Raw genomic sequence first — 19,952 nt, 5'->3', positions numbered from 1 at the left:
GTTTGATGTGACTGGTGTTCAGCGGTGTGCTGTTCCGATCTCTCGCCGGGTGGGTCCGCAGTCCCGCCCGGCCTTCGGCCGGACGACGGGACTGCGGACCCACCCGTGCTGCCGCCGTTACTTGCGGGCGCCGTCCCCGGCGTCGCTGTCGGCCGCCGCGTCCGCGGACTGCTGCCGCGGGATGCCGGGGCTCTCGGCGCCCCCGTCCTCGGTGCCGGCAGCGTCCTGCGGGGCCTCGGCCGCCGGCTCCTTCACCGCCTCCGCGGTGCCGGCCTCCGCCGCCTCGGGCAGCTCCCCCTCGGCCGCCGGCTCCACGGACTCCGCCGACGCTGCCGCCGCCTCGGATCCGTCCGATTCCTTACTCCGCCGAAAGCGCGAAAACAGGCCCATAACCGCTCCTACCGTACTGATGCCGTACTCATGTGGGCGAAATCCCTCATCTCCCGGAGCGTCCTCTTGCGTCGCCCGCGGGCACCGGTTGTGCACCGGCTCTCGGGACCTCGAACAGGCAACGACGCCAGGGGTGGCCCGTCACGTCGCTCGTTCGGGACCGGAGCGTGATGTTTGCGAGACTGACGGGGTGAACATCGCCGTTCCCGCTCCGCGGGTCATCGCCGTCGTCGGTCCCACTGCGGCCGGAAAGTCCGATCTGGGCGTCGCGCTCGCGCAAGCCATGGGCGGCGAGGTCATCAACGCCGACTCCATGCAGCTCTACCGCGGCATGGACATCGGCACCGCCAAACTCACCCCCGAGGAACAGCAGGGCGTCCCGCACCGCCTCCTGGACATCTGGGACGTGACCCGCGCCGCCAGCGTCGCCGAGTACCAGCAGCTGGCCCGCGCCGAGATCGACCGGCTGCTCGCCGAGGGCCGCACCCCGGTCCTGGTGGGCGGCTCCGGCCTGTACGTACGCGGCGCCATCGACGCCCTCGACTTCCCCGGCACCGATCCCGCGGTACGCGCCCGCCTGGAGGCCGAGCTGGCCGAACAGGGCAGCGGCGCCCTGCACGCCCGGCTCGTCGCCGCCGACCCGGAGGCCGGCCGCGCCATCCTGGCCGGAAACGGCCGCCGCATTGTGCGCGCCCTGGAGGTCATCGAGATCACCGGCCGCCCCTTCACCGCCAACCTCCCCGGCCACGAAGCCGTCTACGACACCCTGCAGATCGGCGTCGACGTCGCGCGCCCCGAGCTCGACGAGCGGATCGCGCAACGGGTCGACCGGATGTGGGACGCCGGCCTGGTGGACGAGGTGCGCCGCCTGGAGGGCGAGGGGCTGCGCGAGGGCCGTACGGCCTCCCGGGCGCTCGGCTACCAGCAGGTGCTCGCCCAGCTGGCGGGGGAGTGCACCGAACAGGAGGCGCGCGACGAGACGGTGCGCGCCACCAAGCGCTTCGCGCGCCGTCAGGATTCCTGGTTCCGCCGGGACCCGCGGGTCAACTGGCTCAGCGGCGCCGCCGATCACCGCGCGGACCTGCCGCGGCTCGCGCTGGCGTTGCTCGAACGACCGGTCACAGCCTGATCACGTCATGGCATCGGGACGCTCCGGCCGTCATCCGGGCCGCTGAGGGCGTGTCATCATCGACCTTCGATCGAGGCGTGCAGTCTGCAGTGGGGAGGGCGCGTGGCAATGGAGGCCGGCCCTCGCAACAGAGCCCAGGAATCGGACCACGGCGACGCCGACAGCACGCCGCTGGCCCAGGACGGCCCGGACGCCCACGACGGCATGCCCGCCACCGATGACGGCCCGGACGCGGCTGCCGACGCTCCCCCGGAGGGCGGCGAGTCCTTCCGGGAGCTGCGCCCGCCGCGCCGGCTGCGCCTGTGGCAGCTCGCGCCGATCGTGGTGCTTGCCTCCGTCGGCTCGCTGATGTTCGGCTTCCCGCTCGCCTTCGAGTTCGGCGGCGACGGCGGCGCGGTGATAGCCATGCTCGGCCTGCTGCTGTGCTGCTGCGCCGCCGGCTGGGGCATGATGGCCGCCCGCCGCGCCGGCCACACCTGGCCGGGACTGCCCTCCCGCGGCTCCGGCCGCCGCGCCGACTGGCGCATCGTCGTCCTCTACGCCGCGGTGGTGGTCGTGCTCGCGGCCCTCGCCATCTGGCGCGTCGCCCGGCTGCGCTGACCCCGTCCGCACCCCGCCTCGCGCCGCAGGCCCCGACCGCCCGTACGATTCAAGGGTGACCACGCAGCGCATCGCCTACCTCAAGGGCCACGGCACCGAGAACGACTTCGTGATCGTTCCCGATCCCGAGGGCCGTATCGACCTGTCCGCGGCCGCGGTCGCCCGGATCTGCGACCGGCGCGCCGGTCTCGGCGGCGATGGCGTCCTGCGGGTCGTACGCTCCGCCGCGCACCCCGAGGCACGCGCCCTGGCGGACGAGGCCGAGTGGTTCATGGACTACCGCAACGGCGACGGCTCCATCGCCGAGATGTGCGGCAACGGCGTCCGCGTCTTCGCGCGCTATCTGCTGCACGCCGGCCTGGTGGAGGCGGGCGATCTCGCCATCGCCACCCGCGCCGGCGTCCGCCGCGTCCACCTCGCCAAGGCCGGCGACGTCACGGTCTCCATGGGCCGCGCCGAGCTCCCCGAGGAGAGCGTCACGGTCACCCTGGACGGCCGCAGCTGGCCCGCCCGGAACGTGAACATGGGCAACCCGCACGCGGTCGCCTTCGTCGAGGACCTGGCGCACGCCGGGGACCTGCTGGCCGTACCGCCGTTCAGCCCAGCGGCAGTTTATCCGGACGGCGTGAACATCGAGTTCGTCGTCGACCGCGGCCCGCGCCATGTGGCGATGCGGGTGCACGAGCGCGGCTCGGGCGAGACCCGCTCCTGCGGCACCGGCGCCTGCGCGGTCGCCGTCGCCACCGCCCGCCGGGACGGCGCCGACCCCACCGTGAGCGGCCTGCCCGTCACGTACACCGTCGACGTCCTCGGCGGCAGCCTCTCCATCACCGAGCTGCCGGACGGCACCGTCGAGATGACCGGACGGGCCGTGATCGTCGCCGAGGGCACCTTCGACCCCGCCTGGCTGACCACGGCGCTCGCCTGACGGGCACGCTTTCGTCCGGTAATTCGCTCGAATGGGTGGTCAGTTTCACGCTGGGCGAGAGACGGACTGCGGTGCGTGATGGGCTCGGTAGCATCAAGCACCGGCCCGGGCGTTCCGCGTGATTCCGAGGGAGGGCGCCCAACCGCCGGTCGACGCCGCCGGAGGTGCCCATGAGCGCAGAGGCCACTGACCCTGGTAACCCTGAACCAGTGGGCCGCAGGCGCGGCCGCGCCCGGCTGGATGTCCAGGGGCTGCGCCGGATCGGGCGCGCCGCGCTGCTGGGCGCGGCCCCGCGTGACGGCCGCCCCGACGCCCTGGAACACGTCGCCAAGGTGCACCGCCACCACCACCCCGATGCCGATCTGGACATCCTGAGCAAGGCGTATGTGCTGGCGGAGTCCTCGCACCGCGGCCAGATGCGCAAGAGCGGTGAGCCGTACATCACCCACCCGCTCGCGGTCACCCTCATCCTCGCCGAACTGGGCGCCGAGACCACGACCTTGACCGCCTCCCTTCTCCACGACACCGTCGAGGACACGGAGGTGACGCTCGATCAGGTACGGGAACAGTTCGGCGCCGAGGTCTGCTACCTGGTCGACGGGGTGACCAAGCTGGAGAAGGTCGACTACGGCGCGGCCGCCGAGCCGGAGACCTTCCGCAAGATGCTGGTCGCCACCGGGAACGACGTCCGGGTGATGTCCATCAAACTCGCCGACCGGCTGCACAACATGCGCACCCTCGGCGTGATGCGCCCCGAGAAGCAGGCCCGGATCGCCATGGTGACCCGCGACGTCCTGATCCCGCTCGCCGAACGCCTCGGCGTCCAGGCCCTGAAGAGCGAGCTGGAGGACCTGGTCTTCGCGATCCTGCACCCGGAGGAGTACGCCGCCACCCGCCGCCTGGTGAGCGAGCACGCCGGCCGCCCCGACCCGCTCGCCGCCATCGCCGCGCGGGTCCGCACGACCCTCGACGAGGCCAAGATCCAGGCCGAAGTCCTCGTGCGGCCACGGCACTTCGTCTCCGTGCACCGCGTCCGCATGGCCCGCGGCGGGCTGACAGGTGCGGACCTGGGGCGGCTGCTGGTCCTGGTCACCGAGGACGCCGACTGCTACGCCGTCCTCGGCGAGCTGCACACCTGCTTCACCCCGGTCGTCTCCGAGTTCAAGGACTTCATCGCCGCGCCGAAATTCAACCTCTACCAGTCGCTGCACACCGCCGTCACCGGTGAGTCCGGCGAGATCGCCGAGACCCTGATCCGCACCCACCAGATGCACCGGGTCGCCGAGGCAGGGGTGATCGCACTGGGCAACCCCTACGCCCCCACGGACGGCCCGGACACCCCCGACGGCGAGCGGGCCGACCCGACCCGCCCCGGATGGCTCTCGCGCCTCCTGGAGTGGCAGCGCACCACCCCCGACCCGGACACCTTCTGGAGCTCGCTGCGCGACGACCTGGCGCAGGACCTGGAGATCACGGTCTTCTGCGCGGGCGGCCCGGCCGGCGGCCCCGCGGACGTCTCGCTCGGCCTGCCCGCCGGGGCGAGCTGTGTGGACGCCGCCTACGCCCGGCACGGCGAGGCGGCGCACTGCTGTATCGGCGCTCGGGTCAACGGCCGCCTGGCGACGCTCGCCACCGTGCTGCACGACGGCGACAGTCTGCACCTCCTGATGGCCCCCGACTCCGCCACCGGACCCGCCCCCGAGTGGCTCGACCACGCCCGTACCCCCGCCGCCCGGCTCGCCATCTCCCGGTGGCTGTCGCGGCCCGCCGGGGACGACACGGGGGAGCCGGCCCCCGCGCCACCCCAGGCGGCCCCCGCCGCCACGGACCACGGCCCCGGCGATCCGGCCGAGATCACCCCCGCCGCCGTCCTGGCCGTCGCGGACCTGCCGGGCGCGTCCGTACGGCTGGCGGGCTGCTGCACCCCGGTGCCGCCGGACAACGTCACCGGGTTCGCCGTACGGGGCGGCACGGTCACCGTGCACCGCGCCCTGTGCCCCGTGGTGGCGCGGATGGCGGCGACCGGCCGGCAGCCGGTCGGGGTGCGCTGGCGGCGCGCGGGCAAGGCCGGCCACGGCTGCCGGGTCACGCTCCTGGCCGAGGCCTTCAGCCGGCCGCACCTCCTGGCCGACCTCACCGAGGCGATCGCCGCGCAGGGCGTCGCCGTGGTGTCCGCCGCCGTGGAACCCCCGCACGAACAGCGGGTACGGCACACCTACACGCTGCATCTGCCCAACGCTGCCGGGCTGCCGTCCCTGATGCGCGCGATGCGCGAGGTCCCCGGCGTCTTCGACGTGCTGCGCGCGGGCCGGACGAGGCGGACCGCCGCCCTGCGCCCCTGACGGCACCGCCGCATCCGGAAGTAAGCCGGACGCCCGTACTGCCGCCCTTTCGGGTGCCGTACTGCCGTGCCACCCACGGGCCGGGCGGCGGCGCTGATAGCCGTAGCCCATGTCGCTTCCCTCGCGTCGACCGTCCCCCGGTCCCGACCGTCCCGCCGCCGCGTCCCGCCTCCTGCGCGGGCGGGCCCCGTCCCGGGCCGGCCGCCGGGCCGCCGCCCTCTCGCTGGCCGCCGTCGCCCTGCTCGGCGCCGCCCCGGCCCCGGTCGCCCCCGGTGCGCTCGGCATCGGCGACCGCCTGTTCCCCACCCTGGGCAACCCCGGCTACGACGTCACGTCCTACCACGTCGACCTGGACTACTCCGGTCACAACGACCGCCCGCTGGAGGCCGTCACCGAGATCACCGCCCGCGCCACCACGGGACTCGACCACCTCAACCTCGACTTCGCCCGCGGCAGCATCCGCTCCGTGGAGGTCAACGGCCTGGCCGCCGATCACCGGCAGCACGGCGAGGACCTGGTGGTGACCCCGTCCGTCGCCGTCGGCCCGGGGGAGCGGCTGCGGATCGTGGTACGGCACACCAGCGACCCGCGGGGCAGGAGCGACGGCGGCTGGATCCGGACCGGCGACGGGCTGGTGATGGCCAACCAGGCCGATGCCGCACACCGCGTCTTCCCCTGTAACGACCACCCCTCCGACAAGGCGTTCTTCACCTTCCGGATCAGCGCGCCCCGGAGTGTGACGGCCGTCGCCAACGGCGAGCCCCAGGGGGCCGGTGAGCGCGGGCAGCGCCGTATCTGGACGTACCGGACCGCACACCCGATGGCCACCGAGCTGGCGCAGGTCTCGCTGGGCCGGAACACCGTGCTGCACACCCGGGGACCGCACGGCCTGCCCGTACGGAGCGTCGTACCGACCGCCGACCGCGCGGCGCTCGACCGCTGGGCGGACAAGACGCCCGCCCAGCTCGCCTGGATGGAGAGCAAGGTCGGCCCGTTCCCCTTCGAGAACTACGGGGTGCTGATCGCGGACGCCCGCACCGGCTTCGAGCTGGAGACCCAGACCCTCTCGCTCTTCGAGAAGGGCCTGTTCAACGGCCGGCTGCCCGAGTGGTACGTCGAATCCGTCATGGTGCACGAGCTGTCCCACCAGTGGTTCGGCGACAGCGTCAGCCCGCATCGCTGGTCCGACGTCTGGCTGAACGAGGCCCACGCCACCTGGTACGAGGCGCTCTACGCCGAGGAGAAGGGCGGCCGCCGGATCACCCTCGACACCCGGATGCAGCGTGCCTACCAGCAGTCGGACGGCTGGCGGTCCGGCGGTGGCCCGCCCGCGTCGCCCAAGCCCGCCCGGCCCGGCCAGAAGATCAGCATCTTCCGGCCGTCCATCTACGACGGCGGCGCCCTGGTCCTGTACGCCCTGCGGCACAAGATCGGCCCCGCCGCCTTCGACCGCCTCGAACGGACCTGGGTGACCCGCCACCACGACGGCGTGGCCGGCACCGCCGACTTCATCGCCCTGGCCTCCGAGATCGCCGGGCAGGACCTGACCGGCTTCTTCCGGGGCTGGCTGTACAGCGCGAAGACTCCGGCGATGCCGGGCCACCCGGAGTGGCAGTCCAAGCGGCCGCAATGACCCCAGGAGCCCGCCGCGGTGGGCCGTCCGAGGCACAGGGCGCCCCGTCGCGGGAAAACGCCGGAAAACCCGCGTGACGGGCCGTAACGGGCCGTGCGACCATCTTCAGGTCGACGCCGAGGGGCACCCGGGAATCTCGGGGGCCGCTCGGACGTTGACACTTTCGAAAGCCGCAGTACCGCAGCATCATGGCAAGCCACAGCACCACAGACAGTCCCGGTGGACCGCCCGGTCCCGACAAGGACTTCCAACGACACAAAGGATCAAATGACCTCCTCTTCTTCCCTTCCGCAGGACCGGCAGCGCCTCCCCGAGAGCCTTCGGGCCGACGCCCTGATGGAAGAGGACGTCGCCTGGAGCCACGAGATCGACGGGGAGCGTGACGGCGACCAGTACGACCGCTCGGCGCGGGCGGCGCTGCGCCGTGTGGCGGGCCTGTCCACCGAGCTCGAAGACGTCACCGAGGTCGAGTACCGCCAGCTCCGCCTGGAGCGGGTGGTGCTCGTGGGCGTATGGACCACCGGCACGTCCCAGGAGGCGGAGAACTCGCTCGCCGAGCTCGCTGCCCTGGCCGAGACCGCCGGCGCCCTGGTGCTCGACGGCCTCATCCAGCGCCGCGACAAGCCCGACGCGGCCACCTACATCGGCTCCGGCAAGGCCCTGGAGCTGCGCGACATCGTGCTCGAGTCCGGGGCCGACACTGTGGTGTGTGACGGTGAGCTCTCCCCGGGCCAGCTGATCCACCTGGAGGACGTCGTCAAGGTCAAGGTGGTCGACCGGACCGCCCTGATCCTCGACATCTTCGCCCAGCACGCCAAGTCCCGGGAGGGCAAGGCGCAGGTCTCGCTGGCACAGATGCAGTACATGCTGCCCAGGCTCCGCGGCTGGGGCCAGTCGCTGTCCCGGCAGATGGGTGGCGGTGGCTCCGGTTCGGCGGGCGGCGGTATGGCCACCCGTGGTCCCGGTGAGACCAAGATCGAGACGGACCGGCGGCGGATCCGCGAGAAGATGGCGAAGATGCGCCGGGAGCTCGCGGAGATGAAGACCGGCCGGGACGTCCAGCGCCAGGAACGCCGGCGCCACAAGGTCCCCTCGGTCGCCATCGCCGGCTACACCAACGCCGGCAAGTCCTCCCTGCTCAACCGCCTCACCGGCGCCGGTGTCCTGGTGGAGAACTCCCTGTTCGCCACCCTGGACCCCACCGTCCGCCGGGCCGAGACCCCCAGCGGCCGGCTCTACACCCTCGCCGACACCGTCGGCTTCGTCCGCCACCTGCCGCACCACCTGGTCGAGGCGTTCCGCTCCACGATGGAGGAGGTCGGCGACTCCGACCTGATCCTGCACGTGGTCGACGGCTCGCATCCGGTGCCGGAGGAGCAGCTGGCCGCCGTACGCGAGGTGATCCGCGACGTGGGCGCGACGGACGTGCCCGAGATCGTGGTCGTCAACAAGGCGGACGCCGCGGATCCGCTGGTGCTGCAGCGCCTGCTGCGCAACGAGAAGCATGCGCTCGCCGTCTCGGCCCGTACCGGCCAGGGCATCGCGGAGCTGCTGGAACTGCTCGACGAGGAACTGCCGCGTCCGCAGGTCGAGATCGTGGCGCTGGTGCCCTACACCCAGGGCGCCCTGGTCTCGCGGGCGCACGCCGAGGGCGAGGTCATCTCCGAGGAGCACACCGCGGACGGCACGGTCCTCAAGGCGCGGGTGCACGAGGAACTGGCCGCCGAGTTCCGGCCGTTCGTGCAGGCCGCGTAGCACGGAATCACCTACGCCGAAGGCCCGCCCGGGGAGATCCCGGGCGGGCCTTCGTCATGCTGTGCGCGGTGCCTCGGCCGGGTGCCCGCCGGAGCGCGGCGGGCACCCGGCCCTCAGCTGCCTACTTGTTCGCCCACTTCTGGCTCATCGAGGTGAAGATCGACTTGGCCTCGGGACCCAGGTGCGGGCCGGCCGCCCACTTGGCCGGGCGCGGCCCCATCGACATGTTGGAGATCACCTGCAGCTTGCCGTCGGGACCCTTGGCGAACCAGGGGCCACCGGAGGAGCCAGCGGTCATGGTGCAGCCGATGCGGTACATGGTCGGCTTCTTGGCGTCCATCGACAGGCGGGTCGGCTTGTCGGTGCACTGCTGCTGCGACGCACCGTCGAACGGCGCCTCGGCCGGGTAGCCCTGCGCGGTCAGGCTCGGGATCTTGCCCATCGCCGGAGCGTTGAAGTTGACCTCGTACGCACCGCCGGCGATCTCCTCCAGCGACTTGCCGCCGGTGTTCGCCTCGGGCTTGACGTGCATCAGCGCGAAGTCGTACGGAGCCATCGGCACGCCCGGAACGGCGCCGCCGGCCTGGATCCACTCCTTGGAGGTGGCCAGGTCGTCGGCCCACCACTTGCCCTTGGGGACGCGCTCCTCGAAGGGCTTGTTCTTGATCTCGGAGGCGGTGCCGCCCGTCTTGTTGAAGCTGGGCACGAAGATCAGGTTGCGGTACCAGCCGCCGTTCTTGCCGGCGTGCACACAGTGCGCCGCGGTCCACACCAGGTTGGACTTACCGGGGTGCGCCGGGTCCTTGACGACCGTGGCGGAGCAGCGGGCGTCGCCCTCCGGGGTGCTGAACGCGAGCAGGCCGATGCCGGGCGCCTTCTCGTCGTACGGGGTCGCGACCGCCTTGGCCGGGACGGCGGAGGGCTCGGGATCGGTCTTGCCCTGGTCCTCGGAGACGTCACCGGGCTTGGTGTTGTCCTGCGGCGGCTTGGCCTTACCGATCTTGTCCGGGTTCCAGAAGTCCTTGATGATCGGGTTGATGAACTCCCCGGCCTCGCGGAGCCACTTGTCCTTGTCCCAGTTCTTCCACTCGCCGTTCTTCCACTTGTCCAGGTCGATGCCGTGTTCCTTGAGCTTGTCCTGGATGTCCTTGGGAATCTTGATTTCACCCCCACCCTGGGCCGAGTTGCTCGGCTTGTCGTTCGTGGGCTCGTCCGACGGTCCGCAGCCGGTCGCGGTCAGCGCCACCACGGCGGTGAGAGCGGCGGCGGCCAGCACTGGCCGACGTATCGATCGCATGGGTGAGTTCCCCCTGAGTGGATCCTGAGTGGATTCGTACTGTGGCCGTTGTGGCCGGTCGCGCCGTTATGAACTTGTCATGAACAAGACCCCGACGCGGCTCCCCACTATGCCGGTGCCGACCAAGACGGCGGCAGCCGGGTCCCCGGTTCCGCCACCGCAAGGATCTTGACGGTCGGCCGTGATCCCCCGTCCGAAGCGTCGTTGGTACGTACGGGGGACCGCCGGGCAGCTCATACGGCCCGCGAGGCATCCAACAGCACACCAGCAGGAGGACACAACTGCCGTGGCGTTGACCGAAACCGTGCCGGCGGCAGGGCCGTCGGCCCATGAAGGGATCCTGCGCCGCCAGTCCCTGCGTGAGTCCGCTGCCCGCACCTACGCGCGCTCCCTGCCCATCGTCCCGGTGCGCGCCCGCGGGCTGACCATCGAGGGCGCCGACGGCCGCCGCTACCTCGACTGCCTCTCCGGTGCCGGCACCCTGGCCCTCGGCCACAACCACCCCGTGGTGCTCGAAGCGATCCGTACGGTCCTCGACTCCGGCGCTCCCCTGCACATCCTCGACCTGGCCACCCCCGTCAAGGACGCCTTCACCACCGAGCTGTTCGCCACGCTGCCGCGGGAATTGGCCGAAACGGCACGCATCCAGTTCTGCGGACCGGCCGGTACGGACGCCGTGGAGGCCGCCTTCAAGCTCGTCCGTACGGCAACCGGCAGGGACGGCCTGACGGCCTTCACCGGCGCCTACCACGGCATGACCGCCGAGGCGCTCGCGGCCTCCGGGGGAGCGCGGCACACCAGCGTGACCCGGCTGCCCTACCCCTATGACTACCGCTGCCCGTTCGCCACCGGCGGCGAGCGCGGCGCCGAACTCGCCGCCCGCTGGACCGAGAACCTCCTCGACGACGACAAGGGCGGCGTGCCCCGGCCCGCCGGGATGATCCTGGAACCCGTCCAGGGCGAGGGCGGGGTGATCCCCGCACCGGACGCCTGGCTGCGGCGGATGCGGCAGATCACCGCCGACCGGCAGATCCCGCTGATCGTCGACGAGGTCCAGACGGGCGTCGGCCGCACCGGCACCTTCTGGGCCATCGAACACAGCGGGATCGTGCCCGACGTCCTCGTCCTGTCGAAGGCGATCGGCGGCAGCCTGCCGCTCGCCGTGATCGTCTACCGCGGGGAACTCGACGCCTGGCAGCCCGGCGCGCACGCCGGTACCTTCCGCGGCAACCAACTCGCCATGGCCGCCGGCCGCGCCACCCTCGCCTACGTACGCGAGCACCAACTCGCCCGCCGTGCCCAGGATCTGGGCGCCCGGATGCTCGCCCGGCTCGGCGGGCTCGCCGCCCGCCACGACTGCATCGGCGACATCCGTGGCCGCGGCCTGATGCTCGGCGTCGAACTCGTCGACCGCGACGCCGACGCCGATGCCGGCGGCGCCCGCCCCGCCGACCCCCGGCTCGCCGCCGCCGTCCAGCGCGCCTGCCTGGACCGCGGCCTGATCGTCGAACTGGGCGGCCGCCACTCCGCCGTCGTCCGTCTGCTGCCACCCCTGACCATCACCGACGAACAGGCGGACGCGATCCTCGACCGCCTCGCCGACGCCATCGCGGCGGCGGTCCGCACCACCCCCGGGCCGACGGGCTCGTCCCCCACGACAATGCGAGGCACCACCCCATGAACGAACGCCCCGGCCCCGACGGGACCCCGGCCGCCGAGCGGCCCACCGCCCACCAGGGCGGCGCCACCACCGAGCCGACCGTGCCGCGCCAGCAGCGGCACACCGCGGACGACGACCCCTGCCACCAGCCGCTCCCGGAACGCCAGACCCGGCCCGCGGCCGCCGGCCACGGCGCCCCGCGCCCCTGCGACCGCGCCCTGCCCGCCGACGCCGACCCGCTCGACCACCCGGACCCGGCGGCCGCCGCCGACGCCGCCGGGACCGAGAGCCTGCTGCGCTGCTGGATCCGCGAGAGCGGCGCCCGCCGCCCGGCCGGCGGCCGGCTGCGCATCCCGCTGTACGCCAGCGGCACCGCCCTGCGCATCCCCGTCCGCTACTGGTCGCCCACCGGCTGGCACCGCCTCGGCGCCCCCGCCCTCGAAGGCGCCCCGCCCGCCGCCGCCCCCCTGGACGCCGTCACCGTTGCCGCCCTGCTGCGCCGGGAGGCCGCGTACGGCGGCGAGCGCCGGGCACCGGCCGGCGACGAGCGACCGGCCGGCGACGGGACGCCGCAGACGGCCGGCGAGCGGCACCACGCACCCGAGGGCGAACGGCCGCAGGCGCCCGACGGCGACGGCGCCGAACTCGTCGGCCGGGTCGCGGGCTCCGTCCGCACCACCGCCGTCTTCCTCGCCGACCGCCGCACCCGCCCGGCCGACACCCATGCCTCCCTCTTCCTGGAGGCCGAACAGTCCCTCCTCCTGGGCCACCCGCTGCACCCCACCCCCAAGAGCCGCGAGGGCCTCACCGACGCCGAGACCCGCGCCTACTCGCCCGAACTGCGCGGTGCCTTCGCGCTGCACTGGACGGCAGTCCACCGCTCCGTCCTCGCCGCCGACTCCGCCTGGACGGAGCGCGGCAAGGCCGTACCGGCCGCGCAGCTGGCCGCGCACCTCGCGGAGGGCCTGCAACTCCCCGACGACACCGTGCCGCTGCCGCTGCACCCCTGGCAGGCCCGCGAACTCGCCGGCCGCCCCGACATCGCCGCCCTTCGGGACGCGGGCCTGCTGCACGACCTGGGCCGCCACGGATCCCTCTGGCACCCCACCTCCTCCGTGCGCACCGTCTACCGCCCCGGCGCGGACGCCATGCTCAAGCTCTCCCTCGGCCTGCGCATCACCAACTCGCGCCGGGAGAACCTCCGCAAGGAACTCGAACGCGGCGTCGAGGTCCACCGGCTGCTGCGCACCGGCCTCGCCGAGCAGTGGCAGGCCGTCCATCCGGGCTTCGACATCATCCGCGACCCCGCCTATCTCGCCGTCGACGGCCTCGACGGCCGCCCCGTCCGGGGCCTGGACGCCGTCATCCGCCACAACCCCTTCACCACCACCGACGACGCCGTCTGCATCGCGGGGCTCACCTCGCCCCGGCCCTGGCCGGGACGCCCGGGCGTACGCTCCCGGCTCGAAGATCTCGTCGGCACGCTCGGCGCCCGCACCGGCCGCTCCCTGGGCGCCGTCGCCACCGAATGGTTCCTGCGCTATCTCGAGGCGGTCGTACGGCCCGTCCTGTGGCTCGACGGCACGGCCGGCGTCGCCCTGGAGGCCCACCAGCAGAACACCCTCGTGCTGCTCGACCCCGACGGCTGGCCGGTCGGCGGCCGCTACCGGGACAACCAGGGCTACTACTTCCGTGCCTCGCGGCGCGACGACCTCCAGCGGCGGCTGCCCGGCATCGGCGCGACCAGCGACACCTTCGTCGCCGACGATGTCACCGACGAGCGGTTCGGCTACTACCTGGGCATCAACAACGTCCTCGGCCTCATCGGTGCCTTCGGCGCCCAGCGCCTGATCCGCGAGGAGATCCTGCTCGCCGCCTTCCGCCGGTTCCTCGCCGACGCCGCCGCGGCCCCCCGCGCCCACCGCTCGGCCCTGCCCGAGCATCTGCTCACCGCCCGCACGCTGCGCTGCAAGGCCAACCTCGCCACCCGGCTGCACGGCCTGGACGAGCTCGTCGGCCCCGTCGACACCCAGTCCGTCTACGTCACCGTGCCCAACCCCCTCGCCACCTAGCCCCGCCGACCCACCGCCCCCGGCTGCCGCCCGCGGCCCACAAGGCCCCGCGGCAGACGGCCACGAGAGGAGAGCGTCGCCGTGCCATCCACCGACCCCGGCCTCAGCGCCGGCTCCGAAGACACCCTGGAACGGCAACTCCCGCCCGAATGGCGCGCGTTGTACGACCGAAGGCCGCGGCGGCCGGTCCCCACGGGCACCCCGGCCGCCGACGCCCTGCTCGGCAACCCGGCCGACTGGGCCGCGGCAGACACCCCCGCCGGGCCGTTCGCGCTCGTCCCCGTCCAACCGGACCGCGACCTCGACCGGATCGTGCACTGGATGAACGACCCGGCCGTCGCGGCCTTCTGGGAGCTGGCCGGCGGCCCGGAGATCACCGCCGCCCATCTGCGCGCCCAGCTGGGCGGCGACGGCCGCAGCGTGCCCTGCCTCGGGGTGCTGGCCGGCGTCCCGATGAGCTACTGGGAGATCTACCGCGCCGACCTGGATCCCGTCGCCCGGCACTATCCGGCCCGCCCCCAGGACACCGGCCTGCACCTCCTGATCGGCGGCGCCCGCGACCGCGCGCGTGGTCTGGGCGCCGCCCTGCTGCGCGCCACCGCCGATCTCGTACTGGACCACCGCCCCCGGTGCGGGCGCGTCATCGCCGAACCCGATCTGCGCAACACCGCCTCTGTGGCGGCCTTCCTGAGTGCCGGATTCCGCTACTCCGAGGAGATCGAACTGCCCGACAAGCGCGCGGCATTGATGATCCGCGACCGCGCCCTGCGCCACGTGCTGTGACCCCCGCACCGGCCCGGCGGCCGTCCCTCGACGGCCCCGTCCCGGAGCCCACCGCACCCCACGTCCCCGTCCACCCCCGCCCCGGCTGTCCCCCGTACGTGCCGGGGCCGTCCTGTTTCGAGGAGTCCCGCCTTGTCTCCCGCGCCCCAGCCCCCGCACACCGCCTGGCAGCACGCCGCGCGCCGACTGTTCGCCAAGATGCTGGCGGAGTTCGCGTACGAGGACATTCTCACCCCCGAGCTCGACGGCACCGCCCCCGACGGCACCCCGCAGTACCGCCTGCCGGTCACCGGCGACCTGGTCTACCGCTTCCGCGCCCGCCGCAGCGCCTACGGCCACTGGCGCGTCGACCCCGGCTCCCTCACCCCCGACGCCGACCCGTTGCGCTTCCTCACGCACGCCCACGACACCGTGCTGGGCCTGTCCGGCGACACCACCGGGCATCTCGTCCGCGAGCTGACCGCCACCCTGGCGGCCGACACCCGCCTCGACGCCGCCGCCCTCAGCGCCGCCGACCTCGCCGACCTGGACTACGCCTCCCTCGAGGGCCACCAGACCGGCCACCCCTGGCTCGTCGCCAACAAGGGCCGGCTCGGCTTCTCGGCCGCCGACGCAGCGCACTGGGCGCCGGAGGCCCGTACCCCCGAGCGGCTGCCCTGGCTGGCCGCGCACCACAGCCTGGCCCACTACCGCGGTATTCCCACCCTCGCCACCCCCGATCGTCTCTACCGCGAGGAACTGACCCCCGCCGTCCTCGACACCTTCGCCCGCACCGTCGCCGACCAGGGCCGCGACCCCGCCGACTACCTCTACCTCCCCGTGCATCCCTGGCAGTGGGACGAGACCATCGCCCCGCTCTTCGCGCCGCAGCTCGCCGACAGATCCATCATCGCGCTGCCCACTGACAACGACCTCCGGCTCCCGCAGCAGTCGATCCGCACCTTCACCAACATCAGCCGCCCGCAGGGCCGGACGGTCAAACTGCCGCTGTCCATCCTCAACACCCTCGTGTGGCGCGGACTGCCCACCGCGCGCACCCTCGCCGCCCCCGCCGTCACCCGCTGGGTCCACAGCCTGCGCGACCAGGACCCGTATCTGCGTGACGAGACCCGGGTGATCCTGCTCGGCGAGACCGCCTCCGTCACCGTCGAGCACCCCCTCTACGACCGGCTGCCCGGCGTCCCGTACCAGTTCAAGGAGCTCCTCGGCTGCATCTGGCGCGAGCCGGTCACCCCCCACCTCGACCCCGGCGAACGCGCCCGCACCCTCGCCTCCCTGTTGCAGACCGACCCGCACGGCCGCGCCCTGACCGCCGAGCTGGTACGCCGCTCCGGCCTGGCCCCGCGCGTCTGGCTGTGCCGGCTGTTCGCCGCCCTGCTGCCGCCCCTGCTGCACTTCCTCTACCGGTACGGCACGGTCTTCTCCCCGCACGGCGAGAACGCCATCGTCGTCTTCGACGAGCACGACATCCCCGCCCGCCTCGCGGTCAAGGACTTCGTCGACGACGTCAACACCAGCTCCCAGCCGCTGCCGGAGCACGACTCCATGGCGGAGGAGGTCCGCGCGGTGCTGCTGACCGAACCGCCGTCCTTCCTCATCCAGTTCATCCACTCCGGCCTGTTCGTCGGCGTCTTCCGCTATCTGGCGCCGCTGTGCGAGGACCAACTCAACGTTCCCGAGGGCGAGTTCTGGTCACTCGTACGGGCGGAGATCCTGCGCCACCACGAACGCTTCCCCCGCCTGAAGGAGCGGCACGAGACCTTCGACCTGCTCACCCCGCGGATCGCGCGGCTGTGCCTGAACCGCAACCGGCTGCACGTCGACGGCTACCGCGACCGCCGTGACCGTCCGCACGCGGCCGTGCACGGCACCGTCCCCAACCCCCTGCACGCCCTGTGACCGGTCCGGCTGTCAGTGGTCCCGCGTAGGCTTGCAAGCGCTATGACAAAGCCCTCCCTCCCCGATCTGCTCCACGCCGCCGTCACCGCCGTCGGCGGCACCGAGCGCCCCGGCCAGGTGGCGATGGCCGAGGCCGTCGCCGAGGCCGTGGGCGGCGCTGCCTCCGACGACTCGCAACAAGGCAGCGGCGAAGCGAAGCGAAGCCAGTCGCACCTGCTCGTACAGGCAGGCACCGGCACCGGAAAGTCGCTCGGCTATCTGGTCCCGGCCCTCGCCCACGGCGAGCGCGTAGTGGTCGCCACGGCCACCCTCGCCCTCCAGCGCCAGCTGGTGGAGCGCGATCTTCCGCGCACGGTCGAGGCGCTCCATCCGCAGCTGCGCCGCCGTCCCGAGTTCGCCATGCTCAAGGGCCGCTCCAATTACCTCTGCCTGCACCGCCTGCGCGAAGGCGTCCCGCAGGAAGAGGAGGAGGGCCTCTTCGACCCCTTCGAAGCGGCGACGCCCACCAGCAAGCTCGGCAAGGACCTGCTGCGCCTGCGCGACTGGGCGGACGAGACCGAGACCGGCGACCGCGATGCGCTCACCCCCGGTGTCTCGGACCGCGCCTGGGGCCAGGTCTCGGTCTCCTCCCGGGAGTGCCTGGGCGCTTCCAAGTGCGCCTACGGTGCCGAGTGCTTCGCCGAGGCCGCCAGGGAGCGCGCCAAGCTGGCCGATGTGGTGGTCACCAACCACGCGCTGCTCGCCATCGACGCCATCGAGGGCGCGCCGATCCTTCCGCAGCACGAGGTCCTGATCATCGACGAGGCCCATGAGCTGGTCTCCCGGGTCACCGGCGTCGCCACCGGCGAGCTCACCCCGGGCCAGGTCAACCGCGCCGTGCGCCGGGCGGCGAAGCTCGTCAACGAAAAGGCCGCCGACCAGCTCCAGACCGCCTCCGAGACCTTTGAGCGCCTGATGGAGCTGGCGCTGCCCGGCCGCCTGGAGGAGATCCCCGAGGAGCTCGGCTACTGCCTGATGGCGCTGCGGGATGCGGCCCGTACGGTGATCACCGCGCTCGGCTCGACCCGCGACAAGTCCGTCCAGGACGAGGACGCCGTCCGCAAGCAGGCCCTCGCCTCGGTGGAGAGCGTCCACGCCGTCGCCGAGCGCATCGCCAACGGCTCCGAGTACGACGTGGTCTGGTACGAGCGCCATGACCGCTTCGGCGCTTCCCTGCGGGTGGCGCCCCTCTCCGTCTCCGGCCTCCTCCGCGAGAAGCTCTTCGACGACCGCTCCGTCGTCCTCACCTCCGCCACCCTCAAGCTCGGCGGTGACTTCAACGGCGTCGGCGCCTCCCTGGGCCTCGCCCCCGAGGGCACCGAAGGCGAGGACGCCCCGCCCTGGAAGGGGCTGGACGTGGGCTCCCCGTTCGACTACTCGAAGCAGGGGATCCTCTACGTCGCCAAGCACCTCGCCCAGCCCGGCCGCGAGGGCAACCGCCAGGACATGCTCGACGAGCTGGCGGAGCTGGTCGAGGCCGCCGGCGGCCGCACGCTCGGCCTGTTCTCGTCGATGCGCGGCGCCCAGGCCGCGGCCGAGGAGCTGCGGGGCCGCCTCGATGTGCCGGTCCTCCTCCAGGGCGAGGACACGCTCGGCGAGCTGATCCGGGCGTTCTCCGAGGATGCCCGTACGTGTCTGTTCGGGACGCTGTCCCTGTGGCAGGGCGTCGACGTACCCGGGCCGAGCTGCCAGCTGGTGGTGATGGACCGGGTGCCCTTCCCGCGTCCGGACGACCCGCTGATGAGCGCCCGGCAGAAGGCCGTGGAGGAGGCCGGCGGCAATGGCTTCATGGCGGTCGCCGCGACCCATGCGGCCCTGCTGATGGCCCAGGGAGCCGGCCGCCTGGTCCGCGCCACCGGCGACCGCGGCGTAGTCGCGGTCCTGGACCCCCGGGTGGAGCGTGCCCGTTACGGCTCTTTCCTCCGGAAAACCATGCCGGACTTCTGGTACACAACGGACCGCAATCAGGTACGGCGCTCCTTGGCCGCCATCGACGCAGCCGCCAAGCAGGCGGACAGCTAGCCGTCCATCGGTCTCGAACCGTAACCATCGATTGACCAACCCCCACCGGACGGCAACCACCTCCGCGAAAGCGGCGCCGGTTTAGGCGCACAGGCGAGAGCCCCGGAACCGGCGCAGTGGTCCCGGGGCTGTCCTGTGGCGGCGGTCAGATGCGGCGCAGTACCGCCACGACCTTGCCGAGGATGGTTGCCTCGTCGCCGGGGATCGGCTGATATGCGGCGTTGTGCGGCAGCAGCCAGACATGGCCGTCCTCGCGCTTGAAACGCTTGACGGTGGCCTCGCCGTCCAGCATCGCGGCGACGATGTCGCCGTTCTCGGCGACCGGCTGGCGGCGGACGGTGACCCAGTCGCCGTCGCAGATCGCCGCCTCGATCATGGAGTCACCGACGACCTTGAGCACGAACAGCTCGCCGTCGCCGACCAGCTGGCGGGGGAGCGGGAAGACATCCTCGACCGACTCCTCGGCGAGGATCGGGCCGCCGGCCGCGATCCGCCCGACCAACGGCACATAGGACGCCGCGGGCTTGCCGGCCGTTTCCGTGGTGGCGCTGGTGGTCTGGTCCGAGCCGCGGACCTCGTACGCACGCGGGCGGTGCGGGTCGCGCCGCAGGAAGCCCTTGCGCTCCAGAGCCATCAGCTGGTGGGCGACGGAGGACGTGCTGGACAGCCCGACCGCCTGGCCGATCTCCCGCATGGACGGCGGGTAGCCGCGCCGCTGCACCGAATCCCGGATCACCTCGATGACCCTGCGCTGGCGGTCGGTGAGCCCCGAACTGTCGGCCCGGATCCCTGGTGGCCGGCCCGGCAGCGAGCGCGTGGGCTTCGGCTCTTCGGAGTCCAACGTGGTGTCGCCCATCGGCGCGTTGCCTGCCGATTGCGGGTGCTCGAACCGGCTCTGGGAGTGGCTTTGTGCGGTGATGGTCGCGCTGTCTGCGGTGGTGGTCACGTCGGCCCCTCTCGAAATGTTCTCCCTAGTTAGCCAACGGTAGTTGCTTTCGAAAGGTTGCGCCAAACACACGTTCGAGTGAAAAAGTCGCTGATTGGCTGACCCGATCAAGTAGCTAGGTGTATGGCGAAAAGCAATTCGGGCTTCAAGTGCACGCTTTCGCGACGATTCCCGCCGGGCCTCCCGGCCCTCCGTGACGACTCCGATTCTGTCATCCCCGCCCCTGCGCCCCGCCGCCCGGGTGGCCTCCCGTACCCTCATGGGCGACCGTCCCGGCCCGCCTCCACCGCGACACGCGGTAGGCAGCTATAAGCGCCCCGACACCACATCTAGTGCTTAGATGCCGCTTCGCCGCCTACAAGTTGTGGTGCCTGGTCCTTCAAGGCTCCAGGGATCGCCTATGCTGGTGGCTGCTTCGAAGGGCCCGTACGGGCCGGTCGGGGCCATTCAGTCGTAC

General features: G+C 72.6%; 14 protein-coding genes. 11 read left to right on the top strand and 3 right to left on the bottom strand.

The window, feature by feature from the left end:
- Positions 1-117: 117 nt before the first annotated feature.
- Positions 118-390: a hypothetical protein gene (locus tag AB0D04_RS17020; protein ID WP_362703531.1), complete on the bottom strand. Its 273-nt coding sequence runs from the start codon at positions 388-390 to the stop codon at positions 118-120.
- Between the two features lie 190 nt (positions 391-580).
- On the opposite strand from AB0D04_RS17020, the gene miaA reads away from it, so the two are divergent.
- From miaA to hflX, 6 genes are all read left to right on the top strand, one after another.
- Positions 581-1,519, top strand: coding sequence for a tRNA (adenosine(37)-N6)-dimethylallyltransferase MiaA (miaA, locus tag AB0D04_RS17015; protein WP_362703530.1), 939 nt, complete (start codon positions 581-583; stop codon positions 1,517-1,519).
- Between the two features lie 108 nt (positions 1,520-1,627).
- Complete coding sequence (locus tag AB0D04_RS17010; protein ID WP_362703540.1) at positions 1,628-2,119, top strand: hypothetical protein; 492 nt, start codon at positions 1,628-1,630, stop codon at positions 2,117-2,119.
- Between the two features lie 55 nt (positions 2,120-2,174).
- Entirely contained in the window at positions 2,175-3,047 is an 873-nt protein-coding gene (dapF, locus tag AB0D04_RS17005; protein WP_362703529.1) for a diaminopimelate epimerase, read from the top strand.
- Between the two features lie 170 nt (positions 3,048-3,217).
- Positions 3,218-5,389 (top strand): HD domain-containing protein, encoded by a 2,172-nt coding sequence (locus AB0D04_RS17000; RefSeq protein WP_362703528.1) that lies wholly within the window; start codon positions 3,218-3,220, stop codon positions 5,387-5,389.
- 109 nt (positions 5,390-5,498) lie between these two features.
- Positions 5,499-7,022, top strand: a complete 1,524-nt coding sequence (locus AB0D04_RS16995) for a M1 family metallopeptidase (RefSeq protein WP_362703527.1) — start codon at positions 5,499-5,501, stop codon at positions 7,020-7,022.
- Between the two features lie 267 nt (positions 7,023-7,289).
- On the top strand, positions 7,290-8,777 hold the full coding sequence (hflX, locus tag AB0D04_RS16990) for a GTPase HflX (protein WP_362703525.1): 1,488 nt from the start codon (positions 7,290-7,292) through the stop codon (positions 8,775-8,777).
- 121 nt (positions 8,778-8,898) lie between these two features.
- On the opposite strand, the gene AB0D04_RS16985 is transcribed toward hflX, so the two are convergent.
- Positions 8,899-10,074, bottom strand: coding sequence for a hypothetical protein (locus tag AB0D04_RS16985; protein ID WP_362703523.1), 1,176 nt, complete (start codon positions 10,072-10,074; stop codon positions 8,899-8,901).
- 286 nt (positions 10,075-10,360) lie between these two features.
- On the opposite strand from AB0D04_RS16985, the gene AB0D04_RS16980 reads away from it, so the two are divergent.
- The 5 genes from AB0D04_RS16980 to AB0D04_RS16960 all read left to right on the top strand — a co-directional run bounded on the left by AB0D04_RS16980 (position 10,361) and on the right by AB0D04_RS16960 (position 18,549).
- Positions 10,361-11,755 (top strand): diaminobutyrate--2-oxoglutarate transaminase family protein, encoded by a 1,395-nt coding sequence (locus AB0D04_RS16980; RefSeq protein WP_362703522.1) that lies wholly within the window; start codon positions 10,361-10,363, stop codon positions 11,753-11,755.
- A complete protein-coding gene (locus AB0D04_RS16975; RefSeq protein ID WP_362703521.1) occupies positions 11,752-13,806 on the top strand; it encodes an IucA/IucC family protein in 2,055 nt (684 codons plus the stop codon). Before AB0D04_RS16980 ends, AB0D04_RS16975 begins: the two co-directional genes overlap by 4 nt.
- Positions 13,807-13,887: 81 nt before the next feature.
- Complete coding sequence (locus AB0D04_RS16970; protein ID WP_362703519.1) at positions 13,888-14,589, top strand: GNAT family N-acetyltransferase; 702 nt, start codon at positions 13,888-13,890, stop codon at positions 14,587-14,589.
- A gap of 132 nt (positions 14,590-14,721) precedes the next feature.
- Positions 14,722-16,488, top strand: a complete 1,767-nt coding sequence (locus AB0D04_RS16965; RefSeq protein WP_362703518.1) for an IucA/IucC family protein — start codon at positions 14,722-14,724, stop codon at positions 16,486-16,488.
- Between the two features lie 42 nt (positions 16,489-16,530).
- A complete protein-coding gene (locus tag AB0D04_RS16960) occupies positions 16,531-18,549 on the top strand; it encodes an ATP-dependent DNA helicase (RefSeq protein ID WP_362703517.1) in 2,019 nt (672 codons plus the stop codon).
- 145 nt (positions 18,550-18,694) lie between these two features.
- On the opposite strand, the gene lexA is transcribed toward AB0D04_RS16960, so the two are convergent.
- Entirely contained in the window at positions 18,695-19,495 is an 801-nt protein-coding gene (gene lexA, locus AB0D04_RS16955) for a transcriptional repressor LexA (RefSeq protein ID WP_362703516.1), read from the bottom strand.
- Between the last annotated feature and the right edge of the window lie 457 nt (positions 19,496-19,952).

This window comes from Streptomyces sp. NPDC048483 (assembly GCF_040651455.1).
Lineage (GTDB): Bacteria > Actinomycetota > Actinomycetes > Streptomycetales > Streptomycetaceae > Streptomyces.
This window is presented reverse-complemented; position numbering and strand designations above follow the sequence as displayed.